Consider the following 20,533-nt stretch of genomic DNA (forward strand, 5'->3'; position numbering starts at 1 on the left):
ACCACGACTGAGGACGGGTGCGCCGTGGCTCAGGTCACGCCTGAGCCACGGCGAATGTCACTCGTCTCGCCATTCGGGGCTGTCAGTCCCCAGGCCGTCCTCGAGGGTGTATTGAGGGCCGACCCAGGTCGGGCCGCCGCGCAGGGCGGACGTCCGGCTCCACCGGAAGCCGTGCGTGTGGTTGCGCCACACGTAGCCCCAGTTGTCGGCGTACTGACGATAGATCTTCGGGCTGAACACCCGGAAGAAGATCTCGTCGCCGTACTGGCCGCCGTTCTGGTAGTTGCTGGAGCCGGTGAGCACCATCTTGCGGTCGCGCTTCTTGGCGTAGTGGCCGTTGATCGTCAGGATCTTGTCGTGGCTGTAGAGGTCGATCTGCTGGTCACCGTTGGTGTCGAAACCGGTGCTGCGCACGGGCACCAGACCCCGAGCGGTGGGCCGCGCGAAGATGTTGCGGACCTTGGCCCCGGCGAAGCCGACCATGATCATCACGTTGCAGCCCTCGGCGTAGAGGTCACGGAATCGGTTCGCGATCAGGGCACCACGACTCTTGTCCCAGGCGTGCATGTTGACCCGGATGATGGTCCGACCGTCGTTGGTCCGGGCGCCCTTGCAGTGGACCTTGTCCAGCGTCTTCATCACCGGGTCACGCTTGGGTGTCCAGCGCGTCTTCTTGGTCGCCTTGGTGCGGGGGAACGGCATGACCTCGAGCCGGTACTTCTTGCCGTCGCGATAGACACGGCGCGAGTCCTTGAGGGTGCGGTCGTTGCGCATCTCCTTGAAGATGATGCGCAGCTTGTCGTACATCTTGGGCGAGTCGCGGACGGTCAGCAGGTCGTTGAACTGGTTCCTGACCCCGTTGAGCTTCATGTTGAGCGACCCGAGCATCACCACCTTCTTGGCGGCGCCGGACTTCTCGAACAGGACGAACTTGCTGTGCTGCACGTCACCGTCACCGCGGCAGGCGGACTGGCACTGGTAGAAGAAGTTCTTGCGGGCCACCCGCTTCTTGTGGCCGTTGCGCTTCACGGTCTTGAAGCGCTTGCCGCCCAGGACCCGCTTGAGGTCCCGCTGGGCGCGGGGGAACTCGTGACCGTTCACGATGACCTGGACCCGCACCTTGCGTCGCTTGGCCCTGATCAGGGCGTCGGAGACCTGGACCCGGTCGAAGGAGAACATCGCCATCTTGATGGTCGTCTTCGGCTTCGCGTGGTCGATCGCGGCGATGACAGCCCGCTCGAGGCGGTACTCCGGCTCGCCGCCGGCACGAGGAACGTTGAACTTGGCCCCGGCCGGGGGCTTCCACCTGTCAGCCAGGGCCACCTGCGCCGACGTGGCTGCGGACGAGGCCGACCCCACCGCCGAGGCGGAGCTGGGAGACACCGCGCCGAGCGTGGACACGGCCAGGACGAGACTGACGAACAGGGTGCCGATCCGACGACGGTCACGGTTCAGGCGCTGAAACTTCGGGCTGAGCATGGTTCCCCCGGCTATGAACTGGACTGGTGATCAGTGCGGGCCGAGGATATAACACTCTGGACCCTCTCCCGGATTCGCCGCACTCCGCGCGCCTCGGGCTCAGGAGCCGTTCCCGCAGCGGACCTGGCGTTGGCCGCCCGCTCCTCGCGCACGTCGGCAACCAGCGTCGAGACCAGTCCGGCCAGGGCGTCGGCGACCTCGTCGGCCCCGACCGACTCGAGCGTGCGCCCGGAGGGCTCCCCCGGGGCCACCAGCAATCGGTCCGGACTGCCCACGACCTGGATGCCGAGCCGCTCGATCAGGTCTGCCGCGCGCTCACTGCGCTCGCGGCAGTCGCGCAGCAGGTCGTCCTCGAGACGAACCCGTTCGCTGTGCTGACGGGCCAAGTGGTCCTCTCCGAGGTAGCCACGGATCCACACTCCCCGGTCCACGGGCCTGCCGAAGCCGCGCAGCTTCTGGTTGACCCGGCGCAGCGCCTCCGCCTGCACCACACCGAGGGAACGGTTGGCCTCGGCCTCGGCTCCCTCGATCACGGCATCGGAGCCGATCACCTTGGCGAAGTTGCGCCAGTGCTGGTCCGGACCCTCGGAGCGTTCCGGCATGGGGAGGACATGGATCCGACCGGCCGGGACGGCGCCGGCCCACCGCTCGACGACCTGCCCGAGGTCCCAGACCCACCAGCCGAACTCGGCGGGCTCGGCGAGCTCGGCGACCTCACGCAGCGTGCTCACCCCGCCGTTCTTGACGTGCTCCTGCCACCCCGCGGTCAGCATGCCCGCCGCGTCGCGCGCGGTGATCACCACGTGGATCTCGGCCGGAGCGAGCCGGGCCACCGCCCGCTCGACCTGCTGCGCAGTCGCCCCGCAGAAGAACTCGTGGGTCAGCAGGGCGGTGCCCTCGACGGAGTCGAGCTCCTGGCAGAGCCGCTCCCAGCTCCCCGGGGCGTCAGGATGCCGGCGATCGAGGCGGGTGTTGCCCATCAGGTCCAGCGCGGCCCACAGGCTCCGCCGGTGGCCGGCAGCAGGGAGCGAGATCCCGGATCGCTCCAGCTCCTCGCGGTTGTTCCAGAGGATCTTCTGCAGGTAGGTGGTGCCGGTCTTCGGCAGACCAATGTGCCAGTAGATGCGCTCGGCCATCCGGGAGTCCTCCATCCGTTGCAGGCCCGTCGAGGGTACGCCGTGGCGACCGCCGGGCGCATGGGCACCACCCGCAGTGGGTCGGATAACATTCGGCCGTGTGGGCGACGGCAGACGGAAGATGACCAGGTCGGCCGTCAAGGCCGCCTCGGTGGCCAACAGGGGTGCCCGCTCCGGCCTGCTGCGACACGTGGCGATCATCGCGGTCGGGCTGCTGCTCCTGGTCGCCGGCGTGAGCGGCGTACGTCACTTCTCCCCCGACACCGAGCCGACCAGCTCCGGCCCTGCGCCCTCCGCGACCCCCACCCCGTCGCCGGAGCCCTCAGCCACGCCGTCGGCGTCCGAGACGGTCACGGTGACCCCGCCCCCCGACCAGGGGAGGAAGCTGGTCGGCGAGCGGATCCGGTTCGTGCGCTACCCGACCGTCAAGCAGCTCGATGCGCGTCATCGTCCCAAGGGGCTCTTCCGGGTCGGCGCCACTGAGAAGAAGTCGTTCACGTTCCGGGTGGCGTCCTACAACGTCCTCGGCGCCTCCCACACCACGGGGCCCAAGGCCCGGCGCGGGTACGCCGGCTACGCCCGCCGGATGGCGCCCCAGGTCGGTCTCCTCGAGAGCCATGGAGTCACGGTCGCCGGACTGCAGGAGTTCCAGCACCCGCAGAGCAACCTGTTCACCCGGATCCGCGGCGGCAGCTACGGGGTCTACCCGGGAGTGAAGCTCGGCACCCGTCTCTCGCAGAACTCGATCATCTGGCGCACCGACACGTGGGAGCTGGTCAAGCAGCAGACCACGCCGATCCCCTACTTCGGCGGCCACCGCGTGCCGATGCCGCAGGTGCTGCTGCGCCACCAGGAGACCGGGCGACTGGTCTGGTTCGGCAACTTCCACAATCCCGCCAACATCGGCGGCAACCACGCCCGGTGGCGCGCACTGGCGGTCCGGATCGAGGCGAGCCTGGCCAAGACCCTGGGCAGCGACGGAACACCGGTGATCATGACCGGCGACATGAACGATCGGGAGAAGTTCGCCTGCCCGTTCAGCCAGCAGAGCGGGATGCACTCCCCCAACGGCGCTCGCACGACCAGCGCCGGGTGCCAGACACCGCGCGCGATGAGTGTTGACTGGATCTTCGGCAGCTCCACGCTCTCGTTCAGCGAGTACGCCGAGGACTGGTCGAGCCGGCACCGCCACCTCAGCGACCACCCGCTCATCGCAGCCACGGTGACCGCCCCCGGAGCCCTGGAACGACCGGGCTGCGTGAAGGCGCGCGCTCGCCACGGGGTCGAGCACTACTGCCCTCGCCCCTGACGCGTCAGGACCCCTCGTGGGGCGTCGACACAACGGCGTACGACGTGCTGGCTGCGGCTAGCATGACGCCGTGATCATGACGGTAAGCACTGTCAAGGACAACCTTGGCAACATCCAGAGGTTCGTGACCGGCAACCTGGCCAGCGGGGCGGATCACATGTTCGTCTTCCTGGACCAGTCGGAGCCCGAGGTGGAGGCCTGGCTGGCCGAGCGCGACAACGTCACCACGGTCGTGACCGACAAGTCCTGGTGGAGGGGCAAGCGGCCGGGTCGGTTGAACCTGCGGCAGAACATCAACGCGAATCTCGCCCTGGCCGTCGCGGAGCAGGTGGGCGGTGTCGAGTGGCTGTTCCACGTCGACGCCGACGAGGTCGTCCGCATCGACCGCGACGTCCTCGACCAGGTCCCGGCCGAGGCCAACGTCGTGAACCTGCGACCGCTCGAGGTCGTCGGGGTCCTTGAGCCACAGGGACCGCCGACGCTCTTCAAGCGCCTTCTCGACGAGGGCGAGCTGCAGCTCGCCGTCGCGCTCGGACTGCTGGAGGAACCCAGCAATCCGCGCTACTTCCGCAGCCACATCGCCGGGAAGATGGGTGTCCGCCCGGGCACCGACCGGTATCTCGAGATCCACATGGCGACCGATGCCGAGGGAGTCCGCAAGCCGGCCCATCGAGCCCCCGGCCTGGAGATGCTCCACTACGAGGCCTACTCCGGGGCGGAGTTCGTGCGCAAGTGGAAGAACATGATCACCTCCGGGCCGACCATGCACTTCGGTGACGAGCGGATGGCGCTGGCCACGGCCCTGAAGACACTGGTCGAGCTCGACCTGCCCGCCGACGTCAAGACCCGGCACCTCGAGACGTTCTACCAGCGGCACATGGCCGACCCCGTGGAGGAGCTGGACTCGCTGGGCCTGCTGGAACGCATCGACCCGACCCGGGGAAGCCATCGGCCCGAACCACTCACCCGGGACCAGCGGGACACCCTGGCCGCAGCCCTGGACGCCATCCGTCTGGAGGACAAGCGCAACTACATGCCGCCGCGGGCCAAGCTGCGCGTCGAGGAGAAGGCCGACGAGGACCAGAAGACCGAGCCGACGGCCGAGCAGGGACAGGGGTTCCGGAAGCTCCTGGGGCGACGGAAACGAATTACATAACTGTAATTCGACCGAAAAATCAAGCGCAACACGCCGGAGATTGAGATCGTGGGGTGGCTCTCGTGCGTCACTTGAGTCACACTGACCACATTCGTCGCTTGAAAGGTCACCCTCATGTCTCACCGTCGCCCTCTGGTCGACCGTCTCCGCTCACTCCGTCCCTGGTCCGCTGCACTGGCCGCGACGGGGCTGGCCCTGACCCTGGCCTTCACCGGCGAGGCCGCACCGGGGCCGGTCGACGACGGCGTCGCGTTGTCCAGCGCGGCCGCCGATCCGTCGGACCAGCCGCTCGGCACCACGTCGTTCCGGGTGGCCTCCTTCAACCTGCTCGGGGCCGGCCACACTGACGGTGCCAATCCGCAGCGCAAGGGCTGGGCCGACTCCTCGAAGCGACTGAAGTGGACGCGTCGGATCCTCGACGACATGCAGATCAACCTGGTCGGCTTCCAGGAGATGCACCCGAAGCAGGCCACGCTGTGGACCCAGCGGAACTCGTCACAGTGGGGCACCTTCCCGGGAACCAAGCTGGACACCAAGGCCGGGCAGAACAGCATTTCCTGGCGCCGCAGCGAGTTCAAGGTGCTGCGCAAGCGGACCATCAAGATCCCCTACTTCCGCGGCGTGGAGCAGAAGATGCCCTACGTCATGCTCCAGCACAAGGCGTCGGGGCAGCGCATCTGGATCTACAACGTGCACAACCCGGCCAACATCCCCAACAACCAGCAGAAGTGGCGTGACATCGGCTTCGCCCGTGCCAACAAGCTGGTCAACCGCTTGCGCAACAAGTTCCCCGGCGTCCCGGTCTTCATGACCGGAGACATGAACGACCGGGACAAGTTCTTCTGCCCGACCGTGGCCCAGACCGAGCTGGAGGCAGCCAACGGCGGGACCGCCAGCGGGTCGTCCTGCACCCCGCCCCAGCCGATGCTGGTCGACTGGCTGCTTGCCACCGGCCCCAACAACTTCACCGGCTACTGGGCGATGCGCACGGACCTGGTCCGCAAGACCACCGACCACCCCGTCATCGTGGCCACGGCCAACATTCCTTCCCCCGTGATGCAGGCCAGTCGCTTCAAGCGCGTGGTCGTGGTCACCGCCGAGGGGGTTCGTCGCCAGACCCTGCTGAAGGCAACCCGACGCGGCGATGCCAAGGCCATCGCCGCCACGAAGCGCCAAGGCAGCTCGACCTTCAACGCACGAACCGCGGTCGAGTCGACGCAGCCGTTGCCCAACCTGGTGTCGATCCTGACCGGGCGGACGGTCGACGGCTCGCTCGGGCACGGCGTGGAGCGGAACACGCTCTCGGGCACCGTCCACAACGCAGCAGGCATGTATGTCTCGTCCACCTTCGACCTGGTCCACAACCTGGGCCTCAAGACCCGGATGCTCTCCAGCAGCGACACCACCGATCCCATCTACGAGACGTGGCACGCGGCCGGCGGCGGCGATCCCTACGGGGCCGACAACGGGCGCGACAAGTTCACCTCCTACGAGAAGCTGGCCAGCGACCGGGCCGTCGTACGTCGCTTCCTGGACACCCGGGAGAACGGCGCCGCCTACACCCACCTGCACCTCGGGGAGCCCCGCGAGGTGGGCATCGCGTACGGCTTCCGGAGCTCCCGCTACAAGCAGGCCATCCGCGACTTCGACCGCAACATCGCGCTGGTCCGCCGAGCCCTGCGCAAGAGCTCACAGCTGCGCGGCCGGACGTTGCTGATCATCGCCTCGACCGGCGGCGGAGACGGGCGCAGCGATGCCCGGGCCGACTCGGACCAGAACTACCGAGTGCCATTGTTCATCAAGGGTCCCGGAGTGCCCGCCGGCACGAACCTCTATGACCTGAACCCGGCGTGGGCCTCACCTAGAGGCAAGCGCGTGCCGTACTCGTCGAAGGCGATCCACACCGGGGACATCGCCAACCTGGCGCTCGCGGCACTGCGCCTGCCGGCAACGCCGGGGAGCACGTTGAACAACCACCAGTCGTTCAACGTGCAGGCGCTGGACTGAGCACGCGGTCGTGACCGGCGCGCGTCGAGCTGAGCGCTGAGCTGGACTGATCGGGACCGCTCGCCGCCTGCGGCGGGCGGTCCCCCGGCATCAGCCGAGGTCGGAGGAGTTCAGCAGTGACCGGAGGAGTTCAGCCGAGGTCGGAGGAGTACTTCTCCACGAGGGCAGCCAGCTTCTCCTCGTCCCGCTGGGCAACCGGGAGCAGCAGCTCCTGGACGATGTCCGTGAGCTCGGCGAGGCGGAGGTTCAGCTTGCGACACTCCTGCACCTCCTCCTCGAGCTCGGAGACCCGGGCCTCGAGCTGGGCACGACTGGCGCCTGCGCCCTTGAGCTGACGCAACCGCTCACGCCCCTTGCCCAGCACGCCACGCGCCCCTTGACCGTTCATTTCCATGCCACAACCAATCGCCAGACATTCATGCGGTCCCCCGCGGGGGCCGCTCCGTCAACGTTGTCCTCGGTCGCTGCGACCTCGGACTTCTCGGACTCGAGAATCACGGCACCACGCTCCTGCAGCTCGCGCCGGATGCGGGACTCCCGGATGCCCGGGCCCTCGCGCGTGCCGTTCTCGGAGTTGCGCACCGGCGCTCGGAACCGCAGGGCGAGACGTCCGCCGTCGCGCAGCAACATCTCGGCCATCCGCCAGAGGTGCTCGCGTCCCACTCCGGTGGTGTTGTCGACCAGGTGGTCGGCCAGCACCAGGCGTGGTCCCGGCACCCTGGCCAGCCGGGCGCCGAAGGCCAACGCCTGGCGAAGCTCGAGGAGGTTGAACTTCTCGAAGGTCGCCGGCAGCCCCGTCGACTCGGCATGCGTGACCGCAGCCGCGAAACCACGGGGCGAGAAGTCGAGACCGACCGCCGGGACTCCGCGCCCAGCCAGGTCGATGACCCCGACGCCGCGTCCGCAGCCGATGTCGACCGCGTGGGCCGGCGTGGGCACCGCTCCGAGGACCCACTCCACGAAGGGATCGCGCTCGAAGTCCGGGGCGCCCTCGCGATGGGCACTCGACCAGACCCGGTCCCAACGGTCGCGTCCCACGCGGGTGCCCCGGAACCAGCCGTTGAGCCGACGGTGCGTCGAGAGCGGTGTCTCGAAGTGGTACGCCGGATCGGGCACCCGCCAGCTCGGCCCGTAGGTCGCGGTGAGGAACTTGTCGGGGTCGGCGGGAGCCGGGAGGGTGCGTCCTTCCAGGGTGGTCTCCCCCAGCGGGTGGATCCACTCCTTGCGGAACGGGGTGCGGATCTCCCCCATCAGGACCAGGTGGCCGTCATCGCTCAGGAAGCCGCCGAAGACGTCGAGCCCCCGCTTGGAGCCGTCGGCCTCCAGGACGTCGACCTTGAACGCGGCACCGCTGTAGCGGGTGATGTCGTAGCCCATCTCGCTGAGCCTGCGCTGCAGCCGGAACGACTCGCGGGTGACGTCGACCGGAGCCGAGTGACGGCTGACGTAGCCGATGTCGGCGTCGCTGTCGTGCCCGATCAGCTTGCCGCCGCGGACCGCGCCGAGGAGCGTGCCGTACGCCGGGAACGCCTCGATGCCGGCCGTGCGCAGCGCAGCCAGCACCTCGTCGATGGAGTCGAGCAGGGGCTCCACGTGCTCGGAGCTGCGGGTGTCGAAGGTCTGCGCCAGCCGGTTCGACTTGTCCAGGCCGAGCGGTCGTCCGTCGGGTGTCTCGATCGCGATGCGCTGGTCACCGCTGCCGAACCTGACCTCCTCGGAGAAGTGCACCTCTCCTGAGGTGTGCTCGACCAGCTCGAGGTCGGTCACCCCGTGGAGGAAGCTGCGCAGCGCGCCGGGCCAGGCCACGAACGTGTGGTCGCCCTCGCGCTCCCCGTCCCGTTGCAGCCAGAACGACCACACCCGACGGCCGTCGAACAGTGCGTCGACCACCCGCTCCGCGTCGTCGGCGAAACGGATGCCGTCGTCGTCGACCGTCACGTCACTGGGCTGGTCCGGCCCCGCGGGGCCGGCGGCCTTGCGGCGGAGGTGGGACATGGAGGAACTTTCTCGGAGGTCTGTCGGGTCCAGCGAACGCAGACTACCGGAGTGGCCAGCCGACGAACCGCGTGTCGCACGATAGCGTCTGGTGACGTGAGCACAACCCCTTCCCGAGTCTTCGTCGCCCGCCTCGTCGGGCTGCCGATCTTCGACCCCCAAGGTGACCAGGTCGGCAAGGTCCGTGACCTGGTGGTTGCACTCCGCACGGAGACCAGCCAGCCCCGGGTGCTCGGGCTCGTGGCCGAGGTCTTCGGACGTCGCCGCATCTTCGTGCCGATGACCAGGGTCACCAACATCGACTCGGGGCAGGTCTACACCACCGGGCTGCTGAACATGCGCCGCTTCGAGCAGCGACCGACCGAGACCCTGGTGATCGGGCAGATGCTCGACCGCACCGTGCGCATCACCGGGTCCGAGGTCAGCGGCACCGTCTACGACGTGGCCATGGAGCAGGCCCGCAACCGCGACTGGGTGCTCAGCCGCGTGGCCCTCCAGGAGGCCGGCCGGGGTTTCCGTCGCAAGGGGCAGACCCACGTCGTCGAGTGGGGCGAGGTCACCGGTCTCACCCAGCACGAGGAGTCCCAGGGCGCCACCCAGCTGCTGGCCACGCTCAACGAGATGCGCCCCGCCGACGCAGCGAGCGTCATCCACGACCTCCCCAAGGAACGACGGCGCTCCGTTGTCGCCGCGCTCGGTGACGAACGACTGGCCGAGGTCCTCGAGGAGCTCCCCGAGGAGGACCAGGTCGAGATCCTCGAGCAGCTCGACTCCGAGCGCGCAGCCGACGTCCTCGAGGAGATGTCGCCCGACGACGCCGCCGACCTCATCGCGGACCTGCCGCACGAGACGGCCGCCCAGCTGCTCGAGCTGATGGAGCCCTCGGACGCCGAGGACGTGAAGCGCCTGATGTCCTACGCCGAGCACACGGCCGGCGGCATGATGGCCGTCGAGCCGGTCATCCTTCCGCCCGATGCGACGATCGCCGAGGCCCTGGCACGGGTCCGCAACCCCGAGCTCACCACCTCCCTCGCCGCCCTGGTCTATGTCTGCCGGTCGCCGCTCGAGCCCCCCACCGGACGCCTCCTGGGCGTGGCCCACATCCAGAGGCTCCTCCGCGAGCCACCGTCGACCCTGGTCGCCGCGGCGCTCGACCAGACGCTCGACCCGTTGCGCCCCGAGATGGGGATCGACGCCGTCGCCGCACACCTCGCCGCCTACAACCTGGTCGCCGCACCCGTCGTCGACGAGGAGGGCCGCCTGCTGGGCGCAGTCACCGTCGACGACCTGCTCGACCACATGCTCCCGGAGAACTGGCGCGAGCTGACCCCACGCAAGGGAGGCAGCCGTGGCTGAACGACGTACCCGCCTCGACACACCCCGGGAGCTGCACCGCCCCCTGGTGCGCCGCCCGAGCTACGACTCGGACACGTTCGGCGTCTTCGCCGAGCAGTTCGCCCGGTTCATGGGAACGGCCCGCTTCCTGATCTACATGTCGCTGTTCGTCGTCGTCTGGATCGGTTGGAACTGGATCGCTCCGACTCCCGCGCGGTGGGACGACTACCCCTTCATCTTCCTGACCTTGATGCTGAGCCTCCAGGCGTCGTACGCCGCTCCCCTGATCCTGCTCGCCCAGAACCGGCAGGAGACCCGGGACAAGGTCGTGGCCGAGCAGGACCGCCAGGCCAACGCCCGGGCCCACGCGGACATGGAGTTCCTCGCCCGGGAAGTCGCCTCCCTGCGGATGGCGGTCGGCGAGGTCGCCACCCGTGACTTCCTCCGCTCCGAGCTCCGCACCCTGCTCACGGAGCTGGATGATCGTGCGACGGAGTCCGAAGCGACCGATTCCGAGCACCAGCCGCCCGGGTCCGAAATCGTTGAACCGGGGACCACCACGTAGTCTTGGGCACCATGAGCACCCCCACGATCGAGCAGGTCAACGCAGCACTGGCGACCGTCAACGACCCTGAGATCAAGCGGCCGATCACCGAGATCAACATGGTCGACAGCGTCGAGATCGCCGAGGACGGCAAGGTCTCGGTCGTCGTGCTGCTGACCGTCGCCGGCTGTCCCCTCAAGGACACCATCACCCGTGACGTCACCGCAGCAGTCTCGCGGGTCCCCGGTGTCACCGGGGTCGACCTGGAGCTGGGCGTGATGACCGCCGAGCAGCGTGCCGGGCTGCAGGAGATCCTCCGCGACGGCCAGGCCCAGCGCGAGATCCCCTTCGCCAAGCCGGGCTCGTTGACCAAGGTCTACGCCATCGCTTCCGGGAAGGGCGGTGTCGGCAAGTCCTCGGTGACGGTCAACCTCGCGCTGTCCCTGGCCAAGCAGGGCCTCAGGGTGGGTGTGCTCGATGCCGACATCTACGGCCACTCGGTGCCCGCCATGCTGGGCGTGGGCGACGCCCGGCCGACGCAGGTCGACGACCTGATCATGCCCGTCCCGACGCCTTCGGGGGTCTCGGTGATCTCGATCGGCATGCTCAAGCCCAAGCGCGAGCAGGTCGTCGCGTGGCGTGGCCCGATGCTCGACCGGGCGCTGGTGCAGATGCTGGCCGACGTCTACTGGGGCGACCTCGACGCCCTCCTCCTCGACCTGCCGCCCGGCACCGGCGACGTGGCGATCTCCCTCGGCCAGCACCTCCCGAACGCCGAGGTGGTCGTGGTGACCACGCCGCAGGAGGCCGCCGCCGAGGTGGCCGAGCGAGCCGGCACGATGGCCTCGATGATGCATCAGCGCGTCGTCGGCGTCGTGGAGAACATGAGCTACCTGGCCTGCCCGCACTGCCTCGAGGAGGGCAAGGACCACCGGCTCGAGGTGTTCGGCTCCGGCGGTGGCGACCGCGTCGCCACGACGCTGTCCGCCCGCTTCGGCTACGACGTCCGCGTGCTCGGCCGCATCCCCCTGGACGTGTCGCTGCGTGAGGGCGGGGACGCCGGCAAGCCGATCGTCGAGTCCGACCCGACGGCCCCCTCGGCCCAGGAGCTCACGCGCATCGCCGAGGGCCTCTCCGGCCGCGGTCGGGGCCTGGCCGGCATGCAACTCGGATTGACGCCCACCAGCCGGTTCTGACGTGTTCGACATCGGCCTGGCGGAGATGGCGGTCATCGCACTGGTGGCCGTCATCGTCTTCGGTCCGGACAAGCTCCCGGACCTGGCCCGTCAAGCGGCTCGCTTCATCAAGCAGATGAAGGCGTTCGCCAACTCGACACGCGATGACCTGCGCAATGAGCTGGGTCCGGAGTTCTCCGACCTCGAGCTGCGCGACCTCGACCCACGCACCATCGTCCGCAAGCACATCGCCGAGGCGATGGCTGACGACGAGGACCTGAGGCCCCGCAAGGAGCTGCGCCCGCTCGCTGCCGGCGAGCTGCCGCCGTACGACGGCGAGGCCACCTGAGCCCGGCGACTCCGGCGGCTCCGGGTCTCGGCTAGCGCCGGGTCCTCACCGCGGCCATCGCCGTGAAGCCGATCAGCACCTGCTCTCGACGCTCGCCCACCTCGACCTCGAGGAAGTCCTGGCCGACCCGCGTCGCGACCACGTCGTACTGGCTCCCGTCACGCATCAGCAGCCGGCACGGATCGGCCCACTCCGCAATGCCCCTGAGCGCTGACGCCCAGCCGAGACGCGCCGTCACCGGCCACGCGTCCTGCGGCACCGAGCGTGGAGAAGCACCGCTGATCGCCACGACGGCGTCCTGGCGCACCAGCCACTCCTGCTGATCGGACTCCAGCAGGCACCAGCCGTCCCCCACCGTCGCCAGGCGACCGCTCAGACGTCCGACGCCGGTGACGCCCAGCACGAGGGTGCTCCCGACACTGGCCATCAGGCGGCTCGCTGCCGTCACCGCGGCGTACTCCCCCCGCGCCCGATCGGCCACCTCCACCTGACGGTCGGCGTCGAAGACCGCCTCGGCGCGCCCCTCCAGGTCGTCGAGCAGTGCGAACAGTTCGGACTCCCAGCTCATGGGGCAGGAGCCTTGCCCGTGTCGTCGCGGCCTGTCAACCACGCCACCGACCCGAGCAGATGCCTGTGGATGAACCGTTGACAACGGCTGCATTCGGACATTGACTGAAGCAAACACACGCAAACGAAAGCATCGCGATGCCATCTCGGGAACGCTCCACGGCCGCGCCGGCCCGCTGCCTGCTGGTCTGGCTCGTCGCCTCAGCAGGGCTGGCGGCCCTGCTCCAGCTGCTCCTCCCCCACCTGCGCCGCACCATCCGGTGGGTCGAGAACCCGGCGCTGGCGCCGGCCACGCTCGAGGAGGCACTGGCCGACGTCGCAGCCGTGCTGCTCGCGGGTTGCCTGGTGTGGTGGTGGGTGGCGACGTCCTTCGCCGTGGTGGAGGCCGCCACCTGCTTTCGGCTGGGTCCGTGCCCACGACTCATCCGGCGAACCGTGCTGGTGGCCTGCGGCATCGGGTTGGCCAGCGGGCTCTCGCCTGCCTCGGCCGACCAGAGCGCGGGACAACCACCCCAACCGTCCGACGACGCCGTCATCGTCGGACTGCAGCTGCCCGATCGCCAGTCGCTCGACGCCCACGCGCCAGGTCCCAGGACGGCGCCGGCGCGTGTCCCGGTCACCTCGACCGTCATCGTGCGGGCCGGGGACAGCCTCTGGCGCATCGCCGAGGCCGAGCTGCCACCACGGGCGGGGGCGCGATCGATCGATGCCCTCTGGCGCGAGATCTGGGCAGCGAACCGGGCCCTGATCGGCACCGACCCCGACCTGATCCGGCCCGGCGCCCAGCTGCACCTGCCCCCTCGACACCACAACACCCAGGAGAAGTGATGGCCTCCACGACCACCAACGTGAGCGCACTGATCAACCCCCGTCGTCCGGCGTCCGTGGTCGCGACGAGCCTGCAGGGCACGCTTGCCCTCGACCTCGAGCCCGACCTCGGGCCGCCCTGGCCGACCTCCGAGGCCAGCGGTGCCATCACCGCCGGCGCCGACGTGGTCACCGTGTCGGCCGGCATCCGCCACGACCTGCACCGCTGGGTGGTGACGTTCAGCCAGTCGTGCGTCGAGGTGATCGGAGGCGACCGTCCGGTGTCGCAGCTGCTGCGCTGGACCACGCCGCAGATCCACCACGAGCTCGCCTACCGCGCCGGCGTCGTGGCACGCGCCGGGGTGCATGCGGCCGGCAGGGGCCGGGGCCGCCGGCCGTCCGTGCGCCCGCAGGTGCAGACCGCGCACACCTGCTTCCTCGCCGAGGGGGTCGTCGAGTTCTGCACCCGCGTGAAGTACGGCGAGCGCAGTCGCTGCCTGGCCGGGCGGCTCGAGGTCGTCTCCGGTCGCTGGCAGTGCACCGCGTTGGAGTTCGGGTGAGCGGCTAGGCCGCTCGACCGAACTCCAACGCAAGAGTCGAGCGGTCTGTTGTTGACACGGAGCGCCAGCGGAACTGACGAGAACTGACGGCTCGGCGAAGTGAGCAGGGCCCGGAGCCCGGGCACTCCCCGAGACCAACGCGGGTTGGTCTCAAGCCCGGACCGTCGGGCCGACTGGGCGAGGAAATCGCAAGGACCCCAGCGCAACCAGCGCCGGGGTCCTTGCTGCGAACGGTCTCAGCCGTTGACGCGCGTGGTCAGCCCGGTCGGGCCGTTGGGCGCACCGTGGCACTTCTTGTACTTCTTGCCGGACCCACACGGGCAGTCCGCGTTGCGACCCACGTGGGCGAAGGGGTCGTCGCTGTCCGTGGTCACCGAGCCACCGGTCACCTCTGCCTCCCCGTCCTCCGCGGGACCGGTGTAGGAGAGGTTCGTCGGAGCCTTCGGCGCCTCGAGACCCTTCGCAGAGATGCGCGGGCCGTCGTGGACGTGCTCGGGGGCGGCTTCCTCGGACGCGTCGGCGTCCACGATCTCGACGCCTGCCTCGTCAGCCTCCTCGACCTCGACCTCGAGGTTGAACAGGAAGCCGACGGACTCCTCCTTGATCGCGTCCATCATCGCCTGGAACATGTCGAAGCCCTCGCGCTGGTACTCGACCAGCGGGTCGCGCTGCGAGTAGGCGCGCAGGTAGATGCCCTCGCGGAGGTAGTCCATCTCGTAGAGGTGGTCGCGCCACTTGCGGTCGAGCACCGAGAGAACCACGCGGCGCTCGAGCTCGCGCATGTTCTCCTCGCCCACCAGCGCCTCGCGCTCGTCGTAGGCCTTCTGGGCGTCCTTGGTCAGGGTCTCGGTGAGCTCGAGGCGGGTCATCGCAGCGCGGCCACCCGCCTGCGTCTCGACCTCGTCGAGGGACACCGAGATCGGATACAGCTGCTTGAGGGCGGTCCACAGGGCGTCGAGGTCCCACTCCTCCGAGAAGCCCTCGGTCGCGCCGGTGACGTAGGCGCCGACCACGTCGTCGACGAAGGTGCGCATCTGCTCCTCGAGGTCAGCTCCCTCGAGGACCTGGCGACGCTCGTCGTAGATCACGTGGCGCTGGCGGTCCATCACGTCGTCGTACTTCAGCACGTTCTTGCGGGACTCGAAGTTCTGCGACTCCAGCTGCCCCTGCGCGTTGGCGATCGCGCCGGTGACCCGCTTGTTCTCGATCGGCACGTCGTCGGGCACCTTGAGCATGACCAGCACCCGGTCGACCCAGTCGGACTTGAACAGGCGCATCAGCTCGTCCTCGAGCGACAGGTAGAAGCGCGACTCCCCCGGGTCACCCTGACGGCCGGAGCGACCACGGAGCTGGTTGTCGATGCGGCGGGACTCGTGGCGCTCGGTGCCGACGACGTAGAGGCCACCTGCCTCCTTGACCTCGTCGTGCTCGGCCTTGACCTGGGCCTTGATGCGCTCGACCATGTCGGGCCAGGCCTCGTCGTAGGCCTCGGCGGTCTCACCCGTTGGCTCGAGGCCCTGCTTGCGCAGCTCCTGGTCGGCGATGAACTCCACCGAACCACCGAGCATGATGTCGGTTCCTCGACCGGCCATGTTGGTGGCCACGGTGACCGCGCCCTTGTGACCGGCCTGGGCCACGATCGCGGCCTCGTCGGCGTGCACCTTGGCGTTGAGCACGCTGTGCGCGACGCCCTTCTTCTTCAGCAGGCCCGAGAGCAGCTCGGACTTCTCCACCGAGACGGTGCCGATCAGGACCGGCTGGCCGTTCTTGTGGCGTTCGACGATGTCGTCGCACACCGCGAGGTACTTGGCGTTCTCGGTGCGGTAGACCAGGTCGGCCTGGTCCACGCGCTGCATCGGCTTGTTGGTCGGGATCGGAACCACGCCGAGGTTGTAGATCTTGTCGAACTCGCTCGCCTCGGTCATCGCGGTTCCGGTCATGCCGGAGAGCTTCTTGTAGAGACGGAAGTAGTTCTGCAGGGTGACCGTGGCGAGCGTCTGGTACTCCTCGCGGACCGTCACGCCCTCCTTGGCCTCGATGGCCTGGTGCAGGCCGTCGTTGTAGCGACGTCCGGCGAGCATGCGACCGGTGTGCTCGTCGACGATGAGCACCTCGCCGTCCATGACGACGTATTCCTTGTCGCTGCGGAACAGCTCCTTCGCCTTGATGGAGTTGTTCATGAAGGAGATCAGCGGGGTGTTGACCGAGTCGTAGAGGTTGTCGATGCCGAGGTGGTCCTCGACCTTGGTGATGCCACCCTCGAGCACGGAGATGGTGCGCTTCTTCTCGTCGACCTCGTAGTCGACGTCGATCTTCATCGTGCGCGCGATCTTGGCGAACTCGGCGTACCAGCGGACCTCGTCCTGGGTGGGGCCGGAGATGATCAACGGGGTGCGGGCCTCGTCGATGAGGATCGAGTCGACCTCGTCCACGATCGCGAAGCCGTGGCCGCGCTGCACGCAGTCCTTGATGTCGGATGCCATGTTGTCGCGCAGGTAGTCGAACCCGAGCTCGTTGTTGGTGCCGTAGGTGATGTCGCAGGCATAGGCCTCGCGTCGTTCGGCGGGGCGCATCTCGGGCAGGATCACGCCGGTGGTCAGGCCCAGGAAGTGGTGGATGCGACCCATCATCTCGGACTGGAACTTGGCCAGGTAGTCGTTCACCGTGACGATGTGGACGCCCTGCCCGGCCAGCGCGTTGAGGTACGCCGGGAGGGTGGCGACCAACGTCTTGCCCTCACCGGTCTTCATCTCGGCGATGTTGCCCTGGTGCAGTGCCGCCCCACCCATGATCTGGACGTCGTAGTGACGCTGGCCGATGACCCGGTGAGCCGCCTCACGCACGGTGGCGAAGGCCTCCGGCATGATGTCGTCGAGGGTCTCCCCCTTCTCGAGCCGCTCCTTGAACTCCACGGTCATGCCACGCAGTTCGTCATCGGTCATCTTGACGAAGTCGTCCTCGATCGAGTTCACGGCCTTGGCGACGACTTCGAGCTGACGGACGATCTTGCCTTCGCCGATGCGGAGGATCTTGTCGAGAATGGCAGGCACGAGCGGGAACTCCCTGGGTTGATGGTCGAGCGGGCCCGGGGCTCAGACACTCCGGCGCCGGGGCCATGCTACCCACGACACCAAGATTTTCACCGGTCGAGGGGGTGGCTTCCTCGTCAGGTGAGGAGGACCTCGGCGCCCAGCCCGGGAGCCAGGTCTCCGCGGGGTTCCACGACCACCTCGTCGAGCGCCAGCCAGCCGGCCAACCGGCGCAACTCCACGGCCAGCTCGGCAGCGGTCTCCGTCGGCGCACCGGGCTCGGCGTGGGCTGCCTTCACCAGCAGTCGTCGCGCCGCACGGTCGGCCTTGAGGTCAACCCGGGCGACGATGCGATCCCCCAGGAGGAACGGCAGCACGTAGTAGCCGTGCACTCGTTTGGCCGCCGGGACGTAGATCTCGATGCGGTAGGAGAAGTCGAACAACCGCTCGGTGCGCTCCCGTTCCCAGACCAGGGGGTCGAACGGGCTCAGCACGGTCCGCGCCGACACCTTCCTGGGGAGCTTGGCTCCGGCGTGCAGGTAGGCCGGGCGCTTCCAGCCCTCCACCGCAACCGGCAGCAGCTCGCCGGAGTCCACCAGGACGTGGATGGCCTCCTGCGCGCTGGCGAGACCGGCGTCGCTCGCGTCGGCGGCAGCTGCCCTGGCCGGCTGGACGCGCATCCGGTAGTAGTCAGCCAGGCATGACGCAGTCGCCACTCCGTGCGACCTGGCCGCCCGGCGCACCAGCTCGACTGCTGCCTCGATCGGTGACGGCTCCGGGGCTGCCAGGACGGCGGACGGCAGGACACGCTCGGGCAGGTCGTAGACCACCTCGAACTGTTGGTTGCGCCCCGCGATGGCCACCTCGCCGCAGGTGAACATGTGGTCGAGCACCTTGCGCTCGTCGGACCAGTTCCAGCCCCAGTGGTCCTTCGAGCGGTGCGCTTCCCGGGACAGCACCTCCGCCACCTGCCTGGACGTGCTGGCCCCGCGCTCGGTGATCACCGCCCGGATCTCGCGCTCGAGGTCAGGGATGGCCTGGAACCACTTGCCCCTTCCGGCCCGGTACGACGCCATGCGGTGCTGCATGAACGGCCACAGCTCCACCGGCATCAGGGCCTGGACGTGCGCCCAGTACTCCACGAGTCGCCGCTGCTCACCACCGCTGGAGGCACGTCGCAACAGGTCCACGTCGTAGGGCCCCATGCGCGCATAGAGCGGCATGTAGTGGGCGCGCTGCAACACGTTCACGCTGTCCACCTGGAGCACCCCGGTGCGCTCGACCGTGCGGGTCAGGGTGCGGAGGGTCGGGCGGGAGTGCGGCCGGTCGGTGAAACCCTGGGCGGCCAGCGCGATGCGTCGGGCCTGGGCCCGGGACAGTGACGTCACGAGCAGGTCAGGGGATGTCGAGCAGCTTCTCCCGCACGGCGTACATCACGGCCTCCATGCGGGAGTGGAGCTGCAGCTTCTCCAGGATGTTGCGCACGTGGTTCTTCACGGTGTTCTCGCTGATGAACAGCTGGCGAGCGATCTCGCGGTTGTTCATCCCCTTGGCGACCAGACGCAGCACCTCGAGCTCACGCTCGGTCAGGCGCAGCCCGGTGACCTGCTCCCGCTCCGGCTTGGACATCTGCTTGAACTCGTCGATCAGCTTCACCGCCATCGACGGGCTGATCAGGGACTGGCCGTCGGCAACCACGCGCACGGCTTGGGCCACCTCCTCGATCGAGGAGTCCTTGAGGAGGTAGCCGGACGCACCGCTCTTGACCGCTTCGTAGAGGTCGGCCTCCTCGTCGGAGACAGTCAGCATGATGATCTTTGCCGACGGAACCGCTTCCTTGATCGCCACGCAGGCCTCGATGCCGGATCGCTTCGGCATGCGGACGTCGAGGAGGACCACGTCGGGGGCCGAGCTGATCGCCAGGTCGGTGCCCTCGATGCCGTCCCCGGCCTCACCGATGACCTCGATGCCGGACTCCACCCCGAGCAGCATGGTCAGACCGCGTCTGAAGAGCTCCTGGTCGTCGACCACCAGGACACGGATCGGTTCGGACTCGCCGGAAGCGTTGCTGTCTGTCACAAGGGCATCATGGCACGACCGGGCGACATCTGCCGTCCCCGAGCGTCCCGGTCGTGCCTGATGGCCATGGATGAACCGGTCAGCTGTCGACGTCGAGCGAGATCACGCCGTAGTCGTAACCACGCCGGCGATAGACCACTGCGGGCCGCTCGCTGTCCTTGTCGACGTAGAGGTAGAAGTCGTGCCCGACCAGCTCCATCTCGTAGAGCGCCTGGTCCAACGTCATCGGCGTCGCGCTGTGGGACTTCTCGCGGACCACCAACGGGCCGTCACCGGTCACGGTGATCGGGCCGACCTGGCGCTCGGTGGTGACGACGTCGTCCTGCTCGACAACGGTCTCCACCGGGGGCTGGGCGTCGGCCAGCGCCTCCCCCACGGACACCGGGGTGTGGCGTCCGCGGTGGACGCGGCGACGGTCGGCCGCGCGCCGCATCTGGGAGGCCATCTTGTCGAGCGCCAGGTCAAGGGCGCCCATCTTGTCGTCAGCTGCGGCCTCGGCCCGGATGACGGGCCCCTTGGAGTGGGCCGTCAGCTCCACGCGAACCGACCGATCGTGCTGGCGCGGGTTGCGCTCCTTCTCCACCTCGACGAGCACTCGCATGATGCGATGGTCGTGCTTCTCGAGTTTGGCGAGCTTCTCCTCGACATGACTGCGGAACCGATCGGACACCTCGCAGTGTCGAGCGTTCACCACAACGTCCATGTGGACCTCCCGTGCCTTGAATTGGATACTTCGAGCGCGCCGGAGGACCACCTCTGGGGTGGCCTCCGGACGTGGGTAGGAGTCCGCTCGGCCGACCTGGTCTTCGACCCCACAACCGCCTGCTGAGGTTCTCGCGGCTTGGTGCCACTACCCACCTTCTCCCGACGGACCGCCGTGTCTGACGACAGGGCCGGGGCAGGACTTACTTCTAAGCCGCACCGTGATCGTCCGCACCCGGGAAGCGATGTCCCGACCGTGGACTTACGTGGGCCGTTTCGCCTGCGACTGGCTTCGGCTTGTCGC

Annotated in this window: 18 protein-coding genes; 9 read left to right on the forward strand and 9 right to left on the reverse strand. The window is 68.6% G+C overall.

Going from position 1 to position 20,533, the window contains the following annotated elements; genetic code table 11:
• Positions 1–57: 57 nt before the first annotated feature.
• Entirely contained in the window at positions 58–1,479 is a 1,422-nt protein-coding gene (locus ncot_RS14380; RefSeq protein WP_168618224.1) for a phospholipase D-like domain-containing protein, read from the reverse strand.
• 11 nt (positions 1,480–1,490) lie between these two features.
• Entirely contained in the window at positions 1,491–2,615 is a 1,125-nt protein-coding gene (locus ncot_RS14385) for a hypothetical protein (RefSeq protein WP_168618225.1), read from the reverse strand.
• Positions 2,616–2,736: 121 nt separating this feature from the next.
• Between ncot_RS14385 and ncot_RS14390 the strand changes: the two genes are divergently transcribed.
• From ncot_RS14390 to ncot_RS14400, 3 genes are all read left to right on the forward strand, one after another.
• Positions 2,737–3,924, forward strand: a complete 1,188-nt coding sequence (locus ncot_RS14390; protein WP_168618226.1) for an endonuclease/exonuclease/phosphatase family protein — start codon at positions 2,737–2,739, stop codon at positions 3,922–3,924.
• Between the two features lie 76 nt (positions 3,925–4,000).
• Positions 4,001–5,080: a glycosyltransferase family 2 protein gene (locus tag ncot_RS14395; protein WP_206064984.1), complete on the forward strand. Its 1,080-nt coding sequence runs from the start codon at positions 4,001–4,003 to the stop codon at positions 5,078–5,080.
• 114 nt (positions 5,081–5,194) lie between these two features.
• On the forward strand, positions 5,195–7,087 hold the full coding sequence (locus ncot_RS14400; RefSeq protein WP_168618228.1) for an alkaline phosphatase family protein: 1,893 nt from the start codon (positions 5,195–5,197) through the stop codon (positions 7,085–7,087).
• 130 nt (positions 7,088–7,217) lie between these two features.
• On the opposite strand, the gene ncot_RS14405 is transcribed toward ncot_RS14400, so the two are convergent.
• Together ncot_RS14405 and ncot_RS14410 are read right to left on the reverse strand one after the other, a co-directional pair.
• A complete protein-coding gene (locus ncot_RS14405; RefSeq protein ID WP_240937916.1) occupies positions 7,218–7,481 on the reverse strand; it encodes a DUF6752 domain-containing protein in 264 nt (87 codons plus the stop codon).
• Complete coding sequence (locus tag ncot_RS14410) at positions 7,472–9,082, reverse strand: class I SAM-dependent methyltransferase (RefSeq protein WP_168618229.1); 1,611 nt, start codon at positions 9,080–9,082, stop codon at positions 7,472–7,474. Before ncot_RS14410 ends, ncot_RS14405 begins: the two co-directional genes overlap by 10 nt.
• 96 nt (positions 9,083–9,178) lie before the next feature.
• On the opposite strand from ncot_RS14410, the gene ncot_RS14415 reads away from it, so the two are divergent.
• From ncot_RS14415 to ncot_RS14430, 4 genes are read left to right on the forward strand one after another with little or no spacing between them, the layout of a single operon-like run.
• Positions 9,179–10,438: a CBS domain-containing protein gene (locus ncot_RS14415; RefSeq protein ID WP_168618230.1), complete on the forward strand. Its 1,260-nt coding sequence runs from the start codon at positions 9,179–9,181 to the stop codon at positions 10,436–10,438.
• The gene (locus tag ncot_RS14420) at positions 10,431–10,982 is read left to right on the forward strand and encodes a DUF1003 domain-containing protein (protein WP_168618231.1); all 552 of its coding nucleotides are present in this window, start codon (positions 10,431–10,433) and stop codon (positions 10,980–10,982) included. The genes ncot_RS14415 and ncot_RS14420 overlap by 8 nt, the downstream gene beginning before the upstream one ends.
• Positions 10,983–10,993: 11 nt before the next feature.
• Entirely contained in the window at positions 10,994–12,157 is a 1,164-nt protein-coding gene (locus tag ncot_RS14425) for an Mrp/NBP35 family ATP-binding protein (protein WP_168618232.1), read from the forward strand.
• Position 12,158: 1 nt separating this feature from the next.
• A complete protein-coding gene (locus ncot_RS14430) occupies positions 12,159–12,485 on the forward strand; it encodes a sec-independent translocase (protein ID WP_168618233.1) in 327 nt (108 codons plus the stop codon).
• A 31-nt stretch (positions 12,486–12,516) separates the two neighbouring features.
• On the opposite strand, the gene ncot_RS14435 is transcribed toward ncot_RS14430, so the two are convergent.
• Positions 12,517–13,053, reverse strand: a complete 537-nt coding sequence (locus tag ncot_RS14435) for a hypothetical protein (protein WP_168618234.1) — start codon at positions 13,051–13,053, stop codon at positions 12,517–12,519.
• A 137-nt stretch (positions 13,054–13,190) separates the two neighbouring features.
• Between ncot_RS14435 and ncot_RS14440 the strand changes: the two genes are divergently transcribed.
• On the forward strand, positions 13,191–13,880 hold the full coding sequence (locus ncot_RS14440) for a LysM peptidoglycan-binding domain-containing protein (RefSeq protein WP_168618235.1): 690 nt from the start codon (positions 13,191–13,193) through the stop codon (positions 13,878–13,880).
• A complete protein-coding gene (locus ncot_RS14445; RefSeq protein ID WP_168618236.1) occupies positions 13,880–14,419 on the forward strand; it encodes an Rv3235 family protein in 540 nt (179 codons plus the stop codon). The genes ncot_RS14440 and ncot_RS14445 overlap by 1 nt, the downstream gene beginning before the upstream one ends.
• 236 nt (positions 14,420–14,655) lie before the next feature.
• Here ncot_RS14445 and secA read toward each other — a convergent pair whose 3' ends face one another.
• The 4 genes from secA to raiA all read right to left on the reverse strand — a co-directional run bounded on the left by secA (position 14,656) and on the right by raiA (position 20,230).
• A complete protein-coding gene (gene secA / locus ncot_RS14450; RefSeq protein ID WP_168618237.1) occupies positions 14,656–17,469 on the reverse strand; it encodes a preprotein translocase subunit SecA in 2,814 nt (937 codons plus the stop codon).
• A 116-nt stretch (positions 17,470–17,585) separates the two neighbouring features.
• Positions 17,586–18,836 (reverse strand): crosslink repair DNA glycosylase YcaQ family protein, encoded by a 1,251-nt coding sequence (locus ncot_RS14455; protein WP_168618238.1) that lies wholly within the window; start codon positions 18,834–18,836, stop codon positions 17,586–17,588.
• 7 nt (positions 18,837–18,843) lie between these two features.
• A complete protein-coding gene (locus ncot_RS14460) occupies positions 18,844–19,527 on the reverse strand; it encodes a response regulator transcription factor (protein WP_206064985.1) in 684 nt (227 codons plus the stop codon).
• A gap of 79 nt (positions 19,528–19,606) precedes the next feature.
• Complete coding sequence (gene raiA, locus ncot_RS14465) at positions 19,607–20,230, reverse strand: ribosome-associated translation inhibitor RaiA (RefSeq protein WP_168618239.1); 624 nt, start codon at positions 20,228–20,230, stop codon at positions 19,607–19,609.
• Between the last annotated feature and the right edge of the window lie 303 nt (positions 20,231–20,533).

Source organism: Nocardioides sp. JQ2195 (assembly GCF_012272695.1).
In the GTDB taxonomy this organism is placed as follows: domain Bacteria; phylum Actinomycetota; class Actinomycetes; order Propionibacteriales; family Nocardioidaceae; genus Nocardioides.

Excerpts from the sequence above, each read along its gene's own strand:
- ncot_RS14380 (WP_168618224.1), bottom strand. The coding sequence starts at position 1,479 with ATGCTCAGCCCGAAGTTTCAGCGCCTGAACCGTGACCGTCGTCGGATC.
- ncot_RS14385 (WP_168618225.1), bottom strand. The coding sequence starts at position 2,615 with ATGGCCGAGCGCATCTACTGGCACATTGGTCTGCCGAAGACCGGCACC.
- ncot_RS14390 (WP_168618226.1), top strand. The coding sequence starts at position 2,737 with ATGACCAGGTCGGCCGTCAAGGCCGCCTCGGTGGCCAACAGGGGTGCC.
- ncot_RS14395 (WP_206064984.1), top strand. The coding sequence starts at position 4,001 with ATGACGGTAAGCACTGTCAAGGACAACCTTGGCAACATCCAGAGGTTC.
- ncot_RS14400 (WP_168618228.1), top strand. The coding sequence starts at position 5,195 with ATGTCTCACCGTCGCCCTCTGGTCGACCGTCTCCGCTCACTCCGTCCC.
- ncot_RS14405 (WP_240937916.1), bottom strand. The coding sequence starts at position 7,481 with ATGGAAATGAACGGTCAAGGGGCGCGTGGCGTGCTGGGCAAGGGGCGT.
- ncot_RS14410 (WP_168618229.1), bottom strand. The coding sequence starts at position 9,082 with ATGTCCCACCTCCGCCGCAAGGCCGCCGGCCCCGCGGGGCCGGACCAG.
- ncot_RS14425 (WP_168618232.1), top strand. The coding sequence starts at position 10,994 with ATGAGCACCCCCACGATCGAGCAGGTCAACGCAGCACTGGCGACCGTC.
- ncot_RS14435 (WP_168618234.1), bottom strand. The coding sequence starts at position 13,053 with ATGAGCTGGGAGTCCGAACTGTTCGCACTGCTCGACGACCTGGAGGGG.
- ncot_RS14440 (WP_168618235.1), top strand. The coding sequence starts at position 13,191 with ATGCCATCTCGGGAACGCTCCACGGCCGCGCCGGCCCGCTGCCTGCTG.
- ncot_RS14445 (WP_168618236.1), top strand. The coding sequence starts at position 13,880 with ATGGCCTCCACGACCACCAACGTGAGCGCACTGATCAACCCCCGTCGT.
- raiA (WP_168618239.1), bottom strand. The coding sequence starts at position 20,230 with ATGGACGTTGTGGTGAACGCTCGACACTGCGAGGTGTCCGATCGGTTC.